The sequence below is a fragment of the Streptomyces sp. NPDC044002 genome (assembly GCF_056434525.1).
Map to the genome: position 1 here is coordinate 65,670 of NZ_JBWKEZ010000009.1, position 17,104 is coordinate 82,773.

Here is a 17,104-nt window from a genome sequence, read left to right on the forward strand (position 1 = left end):
CAGGCCGGGCTCCGCGATACGCGGCTGACAGATCGTCCCGGAGGTGCCTATGATGCCGCCGATGAAGAACTCCTCCTTTCTCGGATTGGGGGAATCGTCCGCGCAAGGTGACTGCTGATGGCAGTTCACTTCGCGGAACCGGTTCCCGCCCGCCTGTTGATGTGGCAGCGCGTACGTGAGTACGCCGTGCCACCGTCCATGATCGAAATCGCGACCGCCCGCCGTGCGAACGGCGACTGGGCGGGAGCCTGCGCCGTCGCCCGTGTCGACGTCGACATCGATCTGCGCGCCGTGCGCGTCCGCCACGGCACCGAACTCGTCACCCGCCTCCGGGCGGACCTGCGCCGGCTCGCGCCGGACCTGCTGCGCTGGCACATGCCCCGGATCGCCCCCGACGGGCGGCTCCGGCCCGGGCTCACCCTGTCGTTGGCCCGTTACGGCGGCCCGGGCGGCGCGGCGCCGCACCTCGTCGTGCGGACCCCGCCGGCCTGGGCGGACGCGGGCCAGCGGATGTCCCTGGCGCTCTGGGAGGAATCCCGGGCGGACGCGCCCAGGCACCATCCGCACCCCCACCCCGACCGGCGCTTCCGGCTCGATCTGCACCGTCACCTCTGGGACGGCACCCGCAGTGCCGAACTGGCGCAGCGGTGCGGGGCGGACGCCGCCGGCCGCTGGGCGGCGGAGGCGGAGCTGCTGCTGCGGGCCGAGGGCCGCTCCCGCGGCGCCCTGACCGTACGGCTCGGCACGCGCAGCCGCGCCGTGCTCGAACTCGTCGCCCCCGACGACAGCCACGCCCCCGCGCTCCGGCCGGTACGGGACGTGCTGTCGCCGCAGCGGATCGCGGAGCTCCCGGTGCTGCCGGAGGCCGCGGCGCGGACCCTCCCGGACCTGGAACTCCTGCGCGCCGGGCTGTTCCGCGCGGAGCGGCTCCACCCGCTGGTCGCGGCGGCACTGCCGCCGTCCCCGCCGCCGGCCGGCGTGCCCGGACCGGACGCGGGCCCGGACCACGGGGCCGCCGACCCGCACCGGGTCGAGTGCCTGGGGCGGGTGCACCGGATCGCGCTGCGGGACGGGGTGCTCGCGGCCGTCGACCACGACCCGGCCGAGCTGGCCCGTGAGGCCCTCCTCATGGCGCTGGGCGGGCCGGGGCTGCCCTGCCTGCGGGCGATCGACGCGGTGCACCACAGCCCCGAGGCGCTGCCCGCGGTCCGCGAGCGGCTCCGCCACGGGGACGTGACCGGGGCCCTGGCCGTGGTCGAGGGGCTGCTCGGCCCCGGCGCGGTCCTGCGCGAGGGGCCCCTGCGGGACGCCCTGGAGGACGCGGTGTCCGGCCGCCTGGGTCACGGGCTCTTCCGCTCGGGCCTGGTACCCGTGCACCCCGCCGCGGACGTGGCGGGGGGCTGGGACGACGGCCACCGGCCCCGGCCCGACCGGCGTCTGCCGCGGGATCTGCGCCGCAAGCGCGGGAGCCGTACCCGGCCGCGGACCGGCTTGCCCGCCTGAACACCCCCGGCGGCAGGGCCCCGCAGCTCGCAGCACCCCGCCGGGCGCCCGCGTACGCGTACCGCGCCGTGCGCGCCGTGCACGTCGTACGCCCCTTGACCACGACGGGTCTCCCGTACCCGTATCCACGAAACCGACCATCCAGGTGATGCCCATGACCTCCAGCACCCTCCTCTCCGCGCCCGTATCCGTATCCGTATCCGCACCCGTGCCCGACCCCGTCCCCGTGCCGCCGGCGGACGACCGGCCCCAGCTCGGCCTCGCCGAGGACCTCCTGGCGCTCCTGCGGACGACCACCACCGAGCCGCGCCCCGACGAGCAGTTGGAGGCGCTGGCCCTCGCCGTCGCGGCGGACCTGCCCGTGCTCCTGTGGGGCGAGCCCGGCATCGGCAAGACCGCCGCGCTGACCCAGCTCGCCGCCTCCCTCGACCTGCCGCTGACCACGGTGATCGCGAGCGTCCACGAGCCGACCGACTTCTCCGGGCTGCCCGTCCTGGGCGAGGACCCGGCGGTCAACGGGGTGCCCATGGCCCCGCCGCAGTGGGCCGTTGAACTGGTGCGCGCCGGACGGGGGCTGCTCTTCCTGGACGAGCTGTCCACCGCCACCCCCGCCGTCCAGGCCGCGCTGCTGCGCGTGGTCCTGGAGCGGCGGGTCGGCGCGCTGCAACTGCCGCCCGGCGTACGGATCGTGGCCGCCGCCAATCCCCGCGCGTCGGCCGCGGACGGCTGGGAGCTGAGCCCGCCGCTGGCGAACCGGTTCGTGCACCTGTACTGGGTGCACGACCGGGAGGTGGTGGTGCGCGGTCTCGGCGGGGTCTGGCCCCGCGCGGAGCTGCCCCGGCTGGACGCGGCCGGCCTGCCGGACGCGGTGGCGTTCGCCCGCCGCGCGGTGTGCGGGTTCCTGAACACCCGGCCGACGCTGATCCACCGGCTGCCCACCACCGAGACCCGGCGCGGTGGTGCCTGGCCTTCGCCCCGCAGCTGGGAGGCCGCGATGACGCTGCTCGCCTTCGGCACGGCCGCCTCCGTGTCCCGGGACGTGCTGGCGCTGCTGGTGCGGGGCGCGGTCGGGGACGGGCCCGGCCTCGAACTGCTCGCCCACATGGACCGGATGGAGCTGCCCGATCCGGACGTGCTGCTGGCCGATCCCGGCGCGGCCGAACTGCCCGAGCGCGGCGACCTGCGCCAGGCGACGCTGGAGGCGGTGGTGGCCGCCGTCGGCGCGCGCCCGGAGCGGGAGCGCTGGGAGGCGGCCTGGAAGGTGCTGGTCCGGGCGATGGAGACCGGTGCGCCGGATCTGCTGGTGGGCCCGGCGAAGGCGCTGGCCGCGCTGCGGCGCGACGGGTGGGAGGTGCCGGATGCGGTGGAACGCCTCTCCCCGGTGATCGGCCTGGCCCGGCGGGCGGAGGACTCGGTGTCCCGGAACCCGGGGGCCCGGACCGCGGCGGCCGCCGGCGCCGGGCGCGCGGCGGGCGGGCGCGCGTGACCGGGGCCGTGCGGCGGCCGGAGCCGCGCCCGGTGCCGGCGCGGGCGCGCCCGCTGCCCCGTCCGATGGCCCCGCCCCCGCCGCCGCGGCCGGTGCGGGCCGACGAGCCGGGCCCGCCGCCGGGGCCCGTCGTGCCGCTGGACACGGAGAAGCTGCTGGCCGCCCGCCTGTACGCGGTCTCGGTCCGGCCGTACCTGGCCAGTGCGCTGTTCGCCCTGCACGTGGTGGAGGACCGGTCGGTGCCGACGATGGCGGTGGACGCGTACTGGCGCTGCTACGTCTCCCCGCTGTTCGTGGCGCGGACCCCGCTGGAGCAGCTGGCGGGGGTGTGGGTGCACGAGGTCTCCCACCTGCTGCGGGACCATCACGGGCGGAGCGAGCGGTACGCGCGGGAGCACGGGCCCGAGCCGCGGCTCCGGCAGAACGTCGCGGCGGACTTCGAGATCAACGACGACATCTACGGCGACGGCCTGCCGATGCCGGCGGGGGCGGTTCGGCCGTCGATGCTGGACCTGCCGGACGGGCTGCTGATGGAGGAGTACCTGCGGAGGTTCTCGATGGCGGGCCGCACCCCGCGGCTGGCCTGGCTGGACTGCGGCAGTGGTGCGGACGGGCAGCCGCGGCCCTGGGAGCTGGGGCCCGACGGGGCGCACGCGCTGAGCCGGCAGCAGCGCGACGCCGTGCGCTTCCGCGTGTCCGAGGCGATCACCGGCCGGCCCGGGGAGGCTCCGGAGGGGTGGCGCCGGTGGGCGGACGAGGCGTTCCATCCCCCGCAGCCGTGGCGGCAGTTGCTCGGTGCGGCGGTCCGCGCGGCCGCGGGCGCGCCGGGCGCGGGCGAGAACCACAGCTACCGGCGCCCGTCCCGGCGTTCGGCCGGCGTCCCCGGCGTCGTGCTGCCGAGCCTGCGCCGGATGCCGCCCCGGGTGTGCGTCGTCATCGACACGTCCGGGTCGGTGAGCGACGCGGAGCTGGGCAGCGCGCTGCTGGAGGTGGCGGCGATCTCCCGGGCGGTGGGCGGGCGGCGGGACCTGGTCTCGGTGATCTCCTGTGACGCGGCGGCGGGGGTCGCCGTACCGCTGTGCCGTGCCGAGAACCTCGAACTGATCGGCGGCGGCGGTACGGACCTGCGGTCCGGCTTCGCCCGGGCGCTGCGCTCCCGGTCCCGCCCGGACGTGATCGTCGCCCTGACGGACGGTCAGACGCCGTGGCCGTCCGCGCCGCCGCCCTGCCGCACGGTCGTCGGCCTCTTCCCGCGCCCCGCCCGCGCCGTGTACGAGGACGACCCGGACTACGTCCCCGAGGGCCCGCCCGCCTGGGCACGCGTCGTCCCCATCGGGTAGGCCCGCGACGACCCGAGGGTGTGACTCGCCCGCCGAACCCCTTCGCCGAGGGCGCCGCCAGGAGCAGGATGGGACCGGACGGGGAACACACCGCCTCGCGGGGCGTGATCTCAGTGGGGAGAGGGCGGATGGGCGGGCGGCACACGGACGCGGAGACCCTCGTACGGCGGGGCACGGACGGGCAGCTGTACATGGCGGCACAGGACGTCACCGCGCTGCTCCGCGACCTGGCGCGGGCGTTCGCCTTACAGGCGGGCGCCGACGAGGCCCCCCGGCCGGACGACCGGCCGGCCCCGCTTCCCCTGGACGGGGCCACCCTGCGCGCGGTCGCGGACGTCCTGGACGCCCAGGCGGACGCGCTGGACGTCCAGCTCATCGCGATGTCCGGGCCGTCAGCCGTCGGGTGAAGCGGTCCCGTCCCGTAGGGCCGCGAGGGCGGCGGTCACCGCCGGGGTGCGGGGGGCGCCGCCGAGGGTTGTGAGGCCGGACGCCACGTCTTCGCGGACTTCCGGGTCGGGGTCGTGGAGCAGGGCGACGAGGGCGTCGGTGAACGCGCCGCTGCCGTCGTCGCCGACGGTCAGTGCGGTGCCGGCCCTGCGGCGCACGCGCGGGTCCTCGTCCGCGGCGAGGCGCAGCAGGGCGTCCATGGCCGCGGCCGAGGGAACGCGCCAGGCGGCCCAGTCGAAGACGAGGTCGGGGACCTCGGCCCGGACGTCCGGGCTCGGGTGGGCTGCGTGCCGCAGTCCCACGGCTTCCAGTTCCGGGTGACTGAAGTTGCCCAGGGAGGAGAGGACCCAGGCCAGGAGGTGGGGTTCCGCGTCGCCGTCCGTGGCCCAGGCGGCGAGGACGTCCGCCGTCTCCCCGCTGAAGGCGATCTGCCGGGACCGGATGTTCCGGCCGAACTGCGCCCGGTAGGCGTCGAAGACGGTGAGGACGAACTCGCGGCGGAGCGGGTCCGGGTCGCGGCGGAGGGCGGTGACCGCCAGGAACGTCTGCGGGTCGCGGCGGACGGCGACGGCCGACACGGCGGACCGCCAGGCGACGTGGCCCCAGTCGTCGCCGTACTCCAGTGCCCTGTCGGCCAGTTCGCCCACGGGCGTCGGAACGCCGAAGGCGCGCTCCAGCTCCGTGAGGACCGCGCCGTGCCCGGCACGGACCGTGTGGCCGCCGAGCGTCAGCTGGGCCACGTACCCGTCCTTGCCATCGTCGTCGCCGTCGCCGTCGGCGACGTACCGCTCGTGCACGGGGCCGTACTCCGCCGTCCCGGCGCGCAGGCCCTCCTCCGCGCCCCGGCGGTGCCAGTGCCGGGCCGAGGCGAGCAGCCGCTCCCGCCCGGCTCCGGGGAGCCGCGGCGGGTGCTGCCCGAGCAGGGCCCTGGTCATCGCCGGCGAGCCGCCGGCGACGGCCCGCGCGAGGGGCGTCGTACCGTCCGGCAGGGCGCGGTGCGGGTCCGCGCCGCCGCCGGCCAGCGCGGCCGCGACGGCGGTGTCGTAGGCGCGGACCGCCAGGCACAGGACGGGCAGGCCGTCGCCGGTGAGCGCGTCCGGATCCGCTCCCGCCTCCAGCAGCGCGCGCACGGCCTCCGCGTCGCCCCGCCGGACCGCGTCCACGAGATCCACGGGTTCCCGCCCGGACTCCATCGCAGCACCACCCCCGCCCCGCCGGCGCCGACGCCGGCCCCGCATCATCGGCGCCGCGGCGGGAATCGGGAAGGCTCAGGCCGTCACGAGTTCCTCGGCGGCGAACCGTTCCACGATCTCCCCGGCGCGCCGGTCGAGGTCGGCGTACTGGGCCTCCCGCTCGGCGCCCGCGACCGCTTCGCCGACCAGCAGGGTGCCGTCGGCGTCGAAGCGCTGCGCGCGCTCCTCCGCGTCGGTGAGCAGGCCGACGGTGGAGCGGGAGAAGCCGCAGTAGTAGGCGATGCCCTCGCTCAGGTTGGTTTCGAGGAGGGTCCGCATGCCGTCCACCACGGGGTCGTCGGAGGTGGCGCCGGCCAGGCCCAGCCACAGCATGCGCTTGCCGGCGAGGCGGGGCTTGCTGCGGCCGTAGGCGAAGCCGTAGTTCCACACGCGGTCGATCCAGCCCTTGAGGATCGCGGGCACGTGCTGCCAGTACACCGGGAAGACGGCGACGACGACGTCGGCGTCGAGGATGCGCCGCATGTGGGCGTGCGTCTCTTCCGAGTACGCCTTCTCCCTGTCGCCCCAGTCCGGCTGGTCCGAGACGTTCATCCGGGGGTCGAACCCCTCGGCGTGCAGGTCGAGCAGGTCGATGCGGTACCCGGCGGCTTCGAGCCGTTCGGCGGCCCGGCGGGCCGTGTGCGCGGTGAGGGAGTCGGTGCGGTGGTGGGCGACGACCACGAGGGCCGTCCTGGCGTCGCCGCCGTGCTGCTGCGTCACGGTGTTCTCCTGAACTTCGGTGCGGGGGTGTTCCGTTCGGACACGTCCAGTACAGCCGCGGGGATGTGGATGATCCATGGGAGAAACGCTCCGGAACATAGGAGATCGTCTACGCTGCGCTGCGTGGACCCTCTGAGTTCTCTGCTGAATGGCATCCGGGCCGAGGGCTCGGTCGTCAGCCACGCCGTACTGACGGCGCCCTGGACCATCCGCTTCGCCGACGGCGCGCCGCTCACGATGATCAGCGTGCTGCGCGGCGGCGGCACGCTGCTGCTGCCCGACGGCACCGAGCGGGCGGTCGGCGCGGGTGACACGGCCATCGTGAACGGTTCCGCGCCGTTCCACCTCGCGGACGGTCCCGGCGGCGCCCCCGGCGACCGGGCCGCGTACGAGATCGCCTGCTTCGGCCCGCGCGCCGAGTGCGACGGCGAGGAACTCGGCGGCATCCGCTGGGGGGCGGATTCGCAGGAGGCGACCGCGCTGATCGTGGGCGCCTACCGCGCCTCGGGCCACCGGCACGAGCGGCTGCTGCGGGCCCTGCCGCCCGTCCTGGTGGTGAAGGAGGACGCCGAGGTCTGCGCCTGGCTGGAGACGGCCGCCGCCGACGCCGCGCAGCTCTCGGCCGGTTCGCAGGCGCTGATGGACCGGCTCCTCGACTGGGCCCTGGTGTGCACGTTGCGCAACTGGTTCGACCGGGCCGGCGCCGACGCGCCCAGCTGGTACCGGGGCCTCGCCGACCCGGTCCTGGGCCCCGCCCTGCAGGCCTTCCACGACCGGCCGGCCGAGGCGTGGACGGTGGCGTCGCTGGCCACGCGGGCCGGCGTCTCCCGGGCGCTGTTCGCCAAGCGGTTCACCCTGCTGATGGGAAGCCCGCCCCTCGCCTACCTCACCGCCTGCCGCATGGACGAGGCCGAGGCGCTCCTGGCCGACACCGACCTCAGCATCGCCCAGATCGGAAGGGCGGTCGGCTACGCCGACGCCTTCGGCTTCAGTGCCGCGTTCAAGCGCCACCGGGGTCTGAGCCCGCGCACGTTCCGGGCCGCCGCGGCGGCTTGAGTTCCGGCAGTTGCTTGAAATTTTTATGGATATGGCCGTGCTGGCCGGAAATCCTTGCTCAATTTGGTGACAGCTGCACTGATGTTTCATCATCGTGACTGCGCGTCATGTTCTGACGCGCAGTGAGGAGACGGGGCGCCGGGGGGTCCCCCGTTCTCGCGCCCACCGCGCCCACCACGCCCACCGCACCCCGCCGTGGGCCGTGGCTCCCTTCCCGCTCCCGTCACCTAGGCAAAGGCACATGTCCGCCCAGCAGCTCTCGGACCTCATACGTTTCGCCCGTCACAACTCGCCCTTCTACCAGGAGCTCTACGCGTCCCTGCCGCCCGGCGTCGACCGCCTCACCGACCTGCCGGTGGTCGACCAGCAGGAGTTCTGGGCGGCCAACACCCTGCCCGGCAGCCGCGTCCTGACCGGCCCGCTCGGCGAGGCCACGGTCTACAAGACCGGCGGCACCACCGGGTCCCCCAAGTTCTCCGTCTACACGCGTGACGAGTGGCGCACGTTCGTCACCGCCTTCGGCCAGGGACTCGTGGACGCGGGTCTGCGCCCGGGACACCGCGTCGCCGACCTCTTCTACGCCGGAGAGCTGTACGCCAGCTTCCTCTTCGTCCTCGACTCGCTCGCCCACGCGCCCGTGGACAACGTCCGCCTGCCCATCGGCGGCGGCGCGCCGCCGGAGTCCACGATCCCCACCCTGCGCGACCTCTCCGCGCAGGTCCTGGCCGGGACGCCGACCACGCTGTGCCGCCTCGCCGAGCAGGTCGTGTCGTCCGGTGTCCGGCTCGACTCGGTGGAGTTGCTCCTCTTCGGCGGCGAGGCGCTCTTCGACGACCAGCGGCGCCTGCTGGCCACCGCGTTCCCCGGCGCCGAGGCCCGTTCCGTCGGGTACGCGAGCGTCGACGCGGGCCTGCTCGGCCGCCCCGTGCCCGGCCCCGACGCCCGGGTGCACCGCGCGTTCACGCCGTACTCGGTCGTCGAGATCCTCGACGACTCCACCGGCGAGCCCGTCACCGAACCGGGCCGGCCCGGCCGGGTCGTCGTCACCAGCCTGTTCCGCCGCCTCATGCCGATCATCCGCTACCCCGCGGGCGACCGGGCCGAGTGGACCGGCACCGGGCCCGGCCACTTCCGGATACTCGGCCGCGCCGAGGAGGGCGTACGGGTGGGCCCCGTCTCCCTCTACACCCAGGACGCCCAGGACGCCGTCGCCGCGGCGGACACCGCGGGGGACGTGGTCGGCATGCAGCTCGTCGTCCGCCGCTGGGACGGCCGCGACGGGCTGGTCCTGCGGCTGGCGGCCGCCCCCGGGGAGCGGCACGGCCGGGAGGAGCTGGCCGGGGCCGTCGTCGCGGAGTTGGAGAACGTCCGGCCGCTGTATCCGGACAGCGTGCGCGCCGGGTTCGTGCACCCGCTGTCCGTGGAGTGGGTGCGCCACCGCGACCTCGCCGTCAACCCGCGCTCGGGCAAGCTCGTCCGGGTCCTCGACGAGAGGCCGACCGCATGACCGCCACCGCCCAGCCCGTGACGGAGACCGGGACCGTGACCGGGACGGAGACCGCGACCGTGACCGAGACGGGGGCCGCGACCGGGACCGTGACGGAGACCAGGACGGAGACCGTCACCGGGACCGTGACGGAGACCGCGACCGTGACGGAGACCGCGACCGGGGCCGGCCCGCGGCGCCTTCCGCTGGTCCTGCGCAACCGCGCCTTCGGTGCCGTGTGGCTCGGCCAGGTCCTCACCCAGGCCGCCGTACGGATGTTCCAGGTCGGCGTGTCCTGGTGGATCGTCGCCCACGCCGTGCAGGACGCCGGGGGGCTCGCCTCCGGGCTGTTCATGGCCGCCTGCACCCTGCCCGCCGTGGCACTGGCGCCCGTGGTGGCCGCGGCGGTCGCCCGCTTCGCGCACCGCTCGGTGCTGCGGACCGCCGCCGCCCTCGCCGGGACCTCCTCCGGCGCCCTGGCGCTGTGGGCGTACGCCGACGGCCCGCCGCTCGCCGCCGTGTACGCCGCCGGTCTCGCCCTGGCGACCTGCCAGGCGTTCTTCGACCCCTGCCTGACCACCTCGGTGCCCGAACTCGTCGACGACGCCGACATCGAGACCGCCACCGGCTTCGAGCTGTCCACCCAGTCCCTGGCCGGCCTCGGCGGGGCGCTGCTCGGCGCCCTGACCGTCGACCGGGCCGGCGTGGCCGGGCTGGCCGCCGGCTGTGCGGCCGCCTACCTCGGCGCCGCCCTCCTCGTCACCGCCGCCCGCTTCCGCACCGCCGCGCCGGACGCCGGAGCCGACGCGCCGGACCCGTCCCGGCGGCGGCGCACGCTGCGCGGCATCCTCGGGGAACTCCCGTACGTACGGCGGATCCTGGTCTGCTTCACCGCGGCGAACCTGTTCACCGCCGCCGTGTTCGTCGTCATCCCCCTCTACACCCGCTCGGTCCTCGCGGGCGGCGGCGGCACCGTGGCCCTGCTGGAGGCCTCCCTGGGCACCGGCGCGCTGGCCGGCGCCTTCACCGGCGCCCGCGTACCGGGGCGTCCCACGGTCGCCGGCGCCTGGTGCCTGGGCCTGATGGCCCTCGCCCTCGCGCTGCCGGGGCTGTTCGCGCACCGGCCGGTCGCCGCGGGCTGCCTGGCCGTGGCCGGCTGGTGCGCCGGGGCCGTCAGCGTCCGCTTCGTGGCCCTGTTCCAGCGGCTGGTGCCGCCGGCCGACAAGCCCGGCTTCTTCGCCGTGATGCAGGCCGTGCTGGGCGCCTCCCTGCCGGTGGCGTCCCTGGCGTTCGGCTTCGCCGGCGACTTCCTCTCCCCGCGGACCCTGTGCCTGGTGCAGGGCGCCGGCCTGGTCCCCGCGGCCTGCGCCCTGGCCCTGCTGAAGTCCCCCGCGGCCAGTCCCGCCGGAGGTGGGCGGTGAGCACCGTGACCACTCCCCTCATCACCCCCGCCGCCCGCTCGGACATCGCCGAACTGCGCCAGCTCTACTACGCCGTGTACGGACCGCACTACCCCGTGGCCCTCGGCACCGACCCGGCCGAGATGGCCCGGCTCATCGAGGACCCGTACTCCCTGTGGCTCGTCGGCCGCTGCCCCGCCACTGGGGCCCTGACCGCGTCCGCCGCCATCCACGGCGAGGCCGGCAGCCGCATCGGCCGCCTGGAGGGCATCGCCGTGCACCCCGAGCACCGCTCGGGCGGTCTGGCCGCCGCCCTGACCGGGGCCCTGTGCGCGGGCATGCTGGACACGGGGCGGCTGGACTCGGTGTACGCGACCGTGCGCACCGTCAGCGCCGGCCCGCAGCGGGTGGTCGCGCGCAACGGCTTCCGCCCGCTGGGCATCCTGCCCAACGCGGTGGATCTCCGCAGCCGCGAGAGCCTCGCACTCTACGCGCGTCACTCCGCCGGGGTGCTGGACCGCCGGATCCCCGTCACCGAAGTGCCCGCCCCGCTCCTGCCGTTGCTGCGCACCGCCGAGGCCGCGCTGGGCATCGGCTACCCCGGGGTGCGGGGCGTTCCGGCAGCGGCGGAGCGCGTGCCGCGGGCCGCCTCCGACCGGCTGGAGATGATCGAGGCGCCCGCCTTCGTACGACGCCGCTTCCGCGAGCGGTTCCCGGGCGCCGAGGGGTGGTTCTACCCGCTGCACACCCCGAACGTGCTGCTCACCCCCGAGGACGGCCGGTTCGAGGTCTACGCGTACCTCAACCGCGCCGGAGGGTACTGCTCCCTGCTGACCGCCCACCCCGACCCGGCCGCCGCGGCCGCCTGCCTCGAACCCGTCACCCGGGCCCTGGCCCGCGCGGGCGCCGGCTACGTCGAGGCCCTGGTGCCGCTCGCGCACCACGAGGTCCTCTCGGCGTTCCTGGCCGAGGGATTCGTCGCCGGGGCCGTCTACCCGGCGATGCGCGCGGACGGCGACGGCTTCCACGACTACGCCGTCCTGTCCCGCTCCGGCGAGCGCATCGACTTCCGCGGCGTCGCCGTCGAACCGCCCCTCCAGCCCTATCTGGACTGCTACCTGTCGGCCTGGGCGTCGACGCACCTGCCCACCACTCCCGAGGTTGCCCCATGAACCCCCATCTCGCGCCGGTCGCCGTACCCGACCCGGCCCTCCTGCCGCACGTGCAGCAGCTGTGCGACCTGACCGACCCGTACGCCTTCGGGCCCGCGGAGGACGAGCTGTTCGCCGCCGCCATGGCGGAGACCAACGCCTGGCACGCCGAGCGCTCCCCCTTCTTCCGCTCCCTGTACGAGGCGACTCCCCCGGCGTCTCCCCCGGCGGCGCCGTACCGGACGCCGCTCGTCCACGCGAACTTCTTCAAGCGGCACGAGGTGCTCTCCGTCCCGCGCGAGGACGTCGAACTGCACCTGACCTCCTCCGGCACCACCGGCCAGAAGTCGCAGATGTTCTTCGACCACTGGACCATCCGCTCCGCCCAGCGCATGGTCGCCCGGATCTTCGAGCGCAACGGCTGGATCACCCCTGGCCAGGACGTCAACTACCTCCTCTACAGCTACGAACCGGCTCCCTCCCTCAACCTCGGGACCGCCTTCACCGACAACTACCTGTGCGACTTCGCCCCGGCCCGCAGCGTCGAGTACGCCCTGCGCAACACCGGCGGCGACCACGAGTTCGACCCCTTCGGCTGCATCGCCGCGCTGCGCCGCTTCGAGCGGGAGGACGCCCCGGTCCGCATCCTCGGCTTCCCGGCCTTCCTCTTCTTCACCCTGGAGCGGATGCGGGCCATGGGGCTGCCCCCGCTGCGCCTGCCCGAGGGCTCCCTCGTCGTCCTCGGCGGCGGCTGGAAGGGGCACTCCGACCGGCGCATCGAGAAGGAGGAGCTGTACGCCCGTGTCACCGAGCAGCTCGGCATCCCGGGCGAGCGGATCCGGGACACCTTCGGGTCGGTGGAGCACTGCATCCCGTACATCGAGTGCGACCACCACCGGCTGCACGCCCCCGTGTGGTCCCGGGTGACGATCCGCTCCACGCGCACGCTCGAACCGCTGCCGTACGGGGAGCGGGGCTACCTGCACCTCGTGTCCCCGTACATCACCTCGGTGCCGGCGCAGAGCGTGGTCATGGGCGACCTCGCCTCCCTCCGGCCGGGCGACGCCTGCGGCTGCGAGCTGGAGACCCCCTGGTTCACCGTCCACGGCCGTGCCGGGGTGAGCCGCAACCGCAGCTGCGCGGTGGCCGCAGCGGAACTGATGAAGGGCATGGCGTGACCATGACGCAGACCACGACCGAGAACGCCACGGTGCACGCCGGACACGGACACGGACACGGCGACGACAGCGCGCACCACCACCACTACTGGCAGGGCGACTTCATCGGCGACGAGGAGGCCGGGCGGCGCCTGGCCGCCCTGCCGGCCGCCGTCGGGGCCGCACTGGCCGCGGTACTGGAGACCGAGACCGTGCTGGCCGCCTGCGACGCCCTCGCCGGCGCCCTGCGCGACCCGGCCCACCCGGTGCGCGCCCGGCTCGCCGCTCAGCTGCCCGCCGGGGAGGACCCGGCCGTCCTGGCCGAGCTCGGCGGCCTGCTGGACCGGCGGGAGCTGACCCGCAAGCTGCGCCGCGAGCTGGGCAGCGCGACCCCCGGCCGGCTGGACCGGGCCGATCCGCGCGAGACGGTCTACGAGGCGTGGGCACCCGTCGGCCTGGTAGCGCACATCGCCCCCGGCAACGCCGCGACGGTCGCGCCGCTGAGCATCGTCGAGGGGCTGCTCGCCGGGAACGTCAACGTCCTCAAGACCAGCAGTGCCGACGGCCTCTTCACCCAGCACCTGATGGCCGAGCTCGCTGCCCTCGACCCCACCGGCGCGCTGGCCGCGCGGGTGATCGTGCTGCGCTTCCCGTCCTCCCGGCAGGACTGGCTGCGCCTGATGTGCGCGCCCGCGGACGCCGTCGCCGTCTGGGGCGGGGAGGGCGCCGTCGAAGGGGTCGCGGCGCACGTGCCGGCCGGGTGCCGGCTGGTGGAGTGGGGACACCGGATCTCCTTCGCGTACCTGACGGCCGACGCCTGGCCGGACGCCGGCACGCTCGACGCCCTCGCGGACGACGTGTGCCTGCACGAGCAGCAGGCCTGTTCCAGCCCCCAGGTGGTCTACCTCGACACCGAGGACGAGGGGGAGGTGTTCGCGTTCGCCGAGCGCCTCGCCGCGGTCCTCGCGGCCCGCCCGCCGGCCGCGGCCGACGCCGCCCCGGGCGAGCCGGATCCCGCCGAGGCCGCCGAGGTGACCACCACCGAGCTGGTGGCCCGGCTGGAGGAACACCTCGGCCTGACCCGGGTGTTCGCCGCGCCCGACGGCTCCTGGCGGGTCATGGCCGACACCCGGTCGCCGCTCACCGCCTCGCCGCTGCACCGCAGCGTGTGGGTCAAGCCGCTGCCCCGCGAGCGGCTGATCGCCACCCTGCGCCCGATGCGCCGCTACCTGCAGACGGCGGGCCTCGCGGGCAGCCCGTCCGACATCGCCGAGCTGTCCCGCACGGCACTGGCCGCGGGCGTCACCCGCGTCACGCCGGTCGGCGCCATGCTGGAGAGCTACGCGGGCGAGCCGCACGACGGGGTCTACGCCCTCCAGCGCTACAGCCGCCGCGTCGCGGTCCAGGCCGACCCGGCCCTCTTCGCCACCACCGCCTGCCTCGACGACCTGGCGCGGCCCGTCGTTCTGCCGCCGCCGGCGGGCCCGCTGCTGGGCAAGGAGGACGTGCAGGCGCCGGCCCGGGAGCTGGGCCGGGCCGACGCCGAGCTGTACTTCCGCAGCGGCGGCAGCACGGGCGCCCCCGCCCTGTCGGTGTTCAGCTACGACGACTACGACACCCAGATGCACGCCGCCGCCCGGGGCCTGCTCGCCGCCGGCTACGACCCGGTCGGGGACCGCACCGCGAACCTCTTCTACTGCGGCGGCATGTACGGCAGCTTCATCAGCTTCTTCTCCGTACTCGAACGGCTCGGCGGGGTCCAGCTCCCCCTGGCGGCGGGCCCCGATCACCGGGCGACGGCGCGGGCGATCGTCGACCACAAGGCCGACACCCTCTTCGGCATGCCCTCCTACCTGTGGCAGCTGCTGCACGCGGAGGCGGACGTGCTGCGCGCGTACGGGGGCCTGCGCAAGGTCTTCTACGGCGGCGAGCACTTCACCGAGGAGCAGCGGCGCACGCTGGAGGCCGAGTTCGGCATCGAGGTCATCCGCTCGATCACCTACGGCAGCACCGACCTCGGCCCGCTGGGCTACCAGTGCGCGGAGAGCTCCGGCGGCGTCCACCACCTGCACGCCGACCTGCACACGATGGAGATCGTGGACCTGGCCGAGGACCGGCCGGCGGCCCCGGGCGAGACGGGCCGGCTGGTCTTCAGCACGCACGCCCGGCGCGGCCAGCAGCTGGGCCGGTACCTGATAGGCGACCTCGGCCGGGAGGTCCCGGGCCGCTGCCCGTGCGGGCGGCACGCGCCGCGCTTCGAGCTGATGGGGCGTACGGGGGACGTGATGCGGGTGGCGACGTACTTCCTCAACCACCGCCGCTTCCTGGCCCTGGCCGGGGAACAGGGTGGCCTGCGGGGCGAGATGCAGATCAGGCTCGACCGCACGGACGTGCGCGAGCGGCTGACCGTACGGGTGGAGCAGGCTCCGGCGACGGATCCGGAGCGGCTGCGCGAGGTCTTCCTGGCCGGCTACCCGGAGCTCCGCTCGGCGGTCTCGGAGCAGCTGCTGGACCTGGTGGTCGAGGCGGTCGCCGGCCCCTCCCTGGACCGCAGCCCGACCAGCGGCAAACTCCTCGCGGTGGTGGACGCGCGCCGCTAGGGGGCGTCCACAAGGTCCCTCCCCCAGCCACCGCTGGGGGAGGTGCCCGCAGCCCCGCGACGCCCGGCACGCACTCTCGCCGAACCGAGTGTCGTGGCCGCCGTGCAGGACGAGGCCATCCATCAACGTTGGCCACGTCGGGTACTCCATGGGCTGCAGGCGGTCTTGATCGAGATGCTCTCTCCACGGGTCATCGGTGTGCTTCATGGCCAGTTCGGCGGGCCTGCGAGGATCCGGGTGTGTCCTGGTGGAGCCAGGGGCGGCCTCTCGGGTACGGGCGGCCCTCAGCGGAGTCGGCACCACGCTAGGCAGCGGCGAAGGCAGTGTAGGTGCCGAGGGTAAGGCCGGAGAACGTGATGAGCTGACGTGGCTTGAGGCAGGTGAAGGCCGCATGCATCCCGATGCCGGCGGCGACGGCGTACGGCATCGTCTGCGGGATGAGCAGGGAGGGTGGCAGCACGATCTCCGCTGTGATGACGACGGCTGCGGCTGCGCGCCAGAGGCTGATGTCCCGGGTCGTGAGGTTGCCCGCATGGCGACGGACGAAGGTGGGGACGGCGTACTGGAAGCGCTGGTGAGGGAGCCGCTCTTTGACCTCGGTGTAGGTGTGGATCCACTGGGCGAGGTAGAGACCGCTGCGAAACTGCCGGCTGCGGAGTTTTTGCCAGGCACTGTTCCAGTAGATGTCAGTGGTGATCAGCACGAGGAGGCACTGTGCCCAGGTGTTCGCCGTGCTGGGGCCGTGCTCGATGTGCAGGCCGTGGCCCAGGTTGCCGGCGAACAGCAGACAGGTACCGGTCAGCAGGGTGTAGCGGATGGCATTGGGACTCTTGAGGTAGAGGAGTTCCATGGCGGCGCCGGCCAGGACCAACAGGAGCGCCGGCCGCGGGGCAAGGCCGAAAGCCAGGGTGAGGGCACCGGCCGCACGGACGACGAGCGCGGGCCGGTAGAGGGTGATCAGGAGCCCGGCGCGGGCCGGGCCGAGACGCCGTTCGGCAAGGTGGGCACTGAGGGAGCCTGCGGCGAAGCGGTCCCAGCCGCCTTGGCCGAGGGCGAGCGCGAAGCGCAGGGTGCACACGGTGCCGAAGATGATCCGGAACCACTGGAGTCGTCCGGGGTCGGTGGGCTGCTGGAATCCGGAGGTGAGGGCGTCAAAGAACCACACGGCTGTCCGCCACCTCCAGGGGCTGCTCGCCGTGCACGGACAGCAGGCGGCCTTGGCCGTCGATCCGGTCGTAGCGGCCACTGCGGGTGAGGTGGTTGATGATCGTCTGGAGCTGGGGCGGTCCGAGGATGAAGCTGCCCGGGGAGAGGTAGTCGTAGACGTTGACGGGTTCGGTGCGCCCGTCCTTGGTGGTGCCGGCGAGCGTGATGATCGTGAAGGTGGCCCGGCAGAACATCTTCCAGCGCAGCCAGCGGCCGGGCAGGCGGGTGAAGCCGGTGATCATCCACGCCACCAGGGCGCAGGTGACGGCGATCTGGACGGCGGACAGCACGGATCCGTGCATGGGCGAGGGACCTCCGTG

Annotated in this window: 14 protein-coding genes; 10 read left to right on the forward strand and 4 right to left on the reverse strand. The window is 74.9% G+C overall.

From position 1 onward, the window contains the following. Window positions 1-117: 117 nt before the first annotated feature. The 4 genes from AC07A6_RS09645 (at window position 118) to AC07A6_RS09660 (ending at window position 4,736) form a co-directional block, all read left to right on the forward strand. Complete coding sequence (locus AC07A6_RS09645; RefSeq protein ID WP_478776699.1) at window positions 118-1,503, forward strand: hypothetical protein; 1,386 nt, start codon at window positions 118-120, stop codon at window positions 1,501-1,503. 154 nt (window positions 1,504-1,657) lie between these two features. After that, entirely contained in the window at window positions 1,658-2,989 is a 1,332-nt protein-coding gene (locus AC07A6_RS09650; protein ID WP_478776700.1) for an AAA family ATPase, read from the forward strand. Between the two features lie 65 nt (window positions 2,990-3,054). Further along, window positions 3,055-4,329, forward strand: a complete 1,275-nt coding sequence (locus AC07A6_RS09655) for a vWA domain-containing protein (protein ID WP_362457498.1) — start codon at window positions 3,055-3,057, stop codon at window positions 4,327-4,329. A gap of 128 nt (window positions 4,330-4,457) precedes the next feature. Continuing rightward, window positions 4,458-4,736 carry a hypothetical protein gene (locus AC07A6_RS09660; RefSeq protein WP_478776701.1) on the forward strand — a complete coding sequence of 93 codons (279 nt, stop codon included), beginning with the start codon at window positions 4,458-4,460 and terminating at the stop codon, window positions 4,734-4,736. Here AC07A6_RS09660 and AC07A6_RS09665 read toward each other — a convergent pair. Together AC07A6_RS09665 and AC07A6_RS09670 are read right to left on the reverse strand one after the other, a co-directional pair. After that, a complete protein-coding gene (locus tag AC07A6_RS09665) occupies window positions 4,722-5,948 on the reverse strand; it encodes a HEAT repeat domain-containing protein (RefSeq protein WP_478776702.1) in 1,227 nt (408 codons plus the stop codon). The two genes, AC07A6_RS09660 and AC07A6_RS09665, sit on opposite strands and share 15 nt — an antisense overlap. Before the next feature lie 96 nt (window positions 5,949-6,044). Further along, window positions 6,045-6,728: an NAD(P)H oxidoreductase gene (locus tag AC07A6_RS09670; RefSeq protein WP_362457376.1), complete on the reverse strand. Its 684-nt coding sequence runs from the start codon at window positions 6,726-6,728 to the stop codon at window positions 6,045-6,047. 123 nt (window positions 6,729-6,851) lie between these two features. Between AC07A6_RS09670 and AC07A6_RS09675 the strand changes: the two genes are divergently transcribed. The 6 genes from AC07A6_RS09675 to AC07A6_RS09700 all read left to right on the forward strand — a co-directional run bounded on the left by AC07A6_RS09675 (window position 6,852) and on the right by AC07A6_RS09700 (window position 15,578). After that, on the forward strand, window positions 6,852-7,784 hold the full coding sequence (locus AC07A6_RS09675; RefSeq protein ID WP_478776703.1) for an AraC family transcriptional regulator: 933 nt from the start codon (window positions 6,852-6,854) through the stop codon (window positions 7,782-7,784). A 241-nt stretch (window positions 7,785-8,025) separates the two neighbouring features. Next, window positions 8,026-9,291 (forward strand): phenylacetate--CoA ligase family protein, encoded by a 1,266-nt coding sequence (locus tag AC07A6_RS09680; protein ID WP_362457379.1) that lies wholly within the window; start codon window positions 8,026-8,028, stop codon window positions 9,289-9,291. Beyond that, a complete protein-coding gene (locus tag AC07A6_RS09685) occupies window positions 9,288-10,691 on the forward strand; it encodes an MFS transporter (protein ID WP_478776704.1) in 1,404 nt (467 codons plus the stop codon). The genes AC07A6_RS09680 and AC07A6_RS09685 overlap by 4 nt, the downstream gene beginning before the upstream one ends. 5 nt (window positions 10,692-10,696) lie before the next feature. Then, window positions 10,697-11,842 (forward strand): GNAT family N-acetyltransferase, encoded by a 1,146-nt coding sequence (locus AC07A6_RS09690; RefSeq protein ID WP_478776705.1) that lies wholly within the window; start codon window positions 10,697-10,699, stop codon window positions 11,840-11,842. Beyond that, the gene (locus AC07A6_RS09695; RefSeq protein ID WP_478776706.1) at window positions 11,839-12,999 is read left to right on the forward strand and encodes a LuxE/PaaK family acyltransferase; all 1,161 of its coding nucleotides are present in this window, start codon (window positions 11,839-11,841) and stop codon (window positions 12,997-12,999) included. Before AC07A6_RS09690 ends, AC07A6_RS09695 begins: the two co-directional genes overlap by 4 nt. A gap of 2 nt (window positions 13,000-13,001) precedes the next feature. Next, complete coding sequence (locus AC07A6_RS09700) at window positions 13,002-15,578, forward strand: acyl-CoA reductase (RefSeq protein WP_478776707.1); 2,577 nt, start codon at window positions 13,002-13,004, stop codon at window positions 15,576-15,578. 304 nt (window positions 15,579-15,882) lie between these two features. On the opposite strand, the gene AC07A6_RS09705 is transcribed toward AC07A6_RS09700, so the two are convergent. Further along, window positions 15,883-16,743 carry a hypothetical protein gene (locus AC07A6_RS09705; protein ID WP_478776708.1) on the reverse strand — a complete coding sequence of 287 codons (861 nt, stop codon included), beginning with the start codon at window positions 16,741-16,743 and terminating at the stop codon, window positions 15,883-15,885. Beyond that, complete coding sequence (locus AC07A6_RS09710) at window positions 16,730-17,086, reverse strand: hypothetical protein (RefSeq protein WP_362457394.1); 357 nt, start codon at window positions 17,084-17,086, stop codon at window positions 16,730-16,732. The genes AC07A6_RS09705 and AC07A6_RS09710 overlap by 14 nt, the downstream gene beginning before the upstream one ends. Between the last annotated feature and the right edge of the window lie 18 nt (window positions 17,087-17,104).

Coding starts and splice junctions, on each gene's coding strand:
- AC07A6_RS09645 (WP_478776699.1), top strand. CDS start 118: ATGGCAGTTCACTTCGCGGAACCGGTTCCCGCCCGCCTGTTGATGTGG.
- AC07A6_RS09700 (WP_478776707.1), top strand. CDS start 13,002: ATGACGCAGACCACGACCGAGAACGCCACGGTGCACGCCGGACACGGA.
- AC07A6_RS09650 (WP_478776700.1), top strand. CDS start 1,658: ATGACCTCCAGCACCCTCCTCTCCGCGCCCGTATCCGTATCCGTATCC.
- AC07A6_RS09710 (WP_362457394.1), bottom strand. CDS start 17,086: ATGCACGGATCCGTGCTGTCCGCCGTCCAGATCGCCGTCACCTGCGCC.
- AC07A6_RS09655 (WP_362457498.1), top strand. CDS start 3,055: ATGGCCCCGCCCCCGCCGCCGCGGCCGGTGCGGGCCGACGAGCCGGGC.
- AC07A6_RS09660 (WP_478776701.1), top strand. CDS start 4,458: ATGGGCGGGCGGCACACGGACGCGGAGACCCTCGTACGGCGGGGCACG.
- AC07A6_RS09680 (WP_362457379.1), top strand. CDS start 8,026: ATGTCCGCCCAGCAGCTCTCGGACCTCATACGTTTCGCCCGTCACAAC.
- AC07A6_RS09695 (WP_478776706.1), top strand. CDS start 11,839: ATGAACCCCCATCTCGCGCCGGTCGCCGTACCCGACCCGGCCCTCCTG.
- AC07A6_RS09685 (WP_478776704.1), top strand. CDS start 9,288: ATGACCGCCACCGCCCAGCCCGTGACGGAGACCGGGACCGTGACCGGG.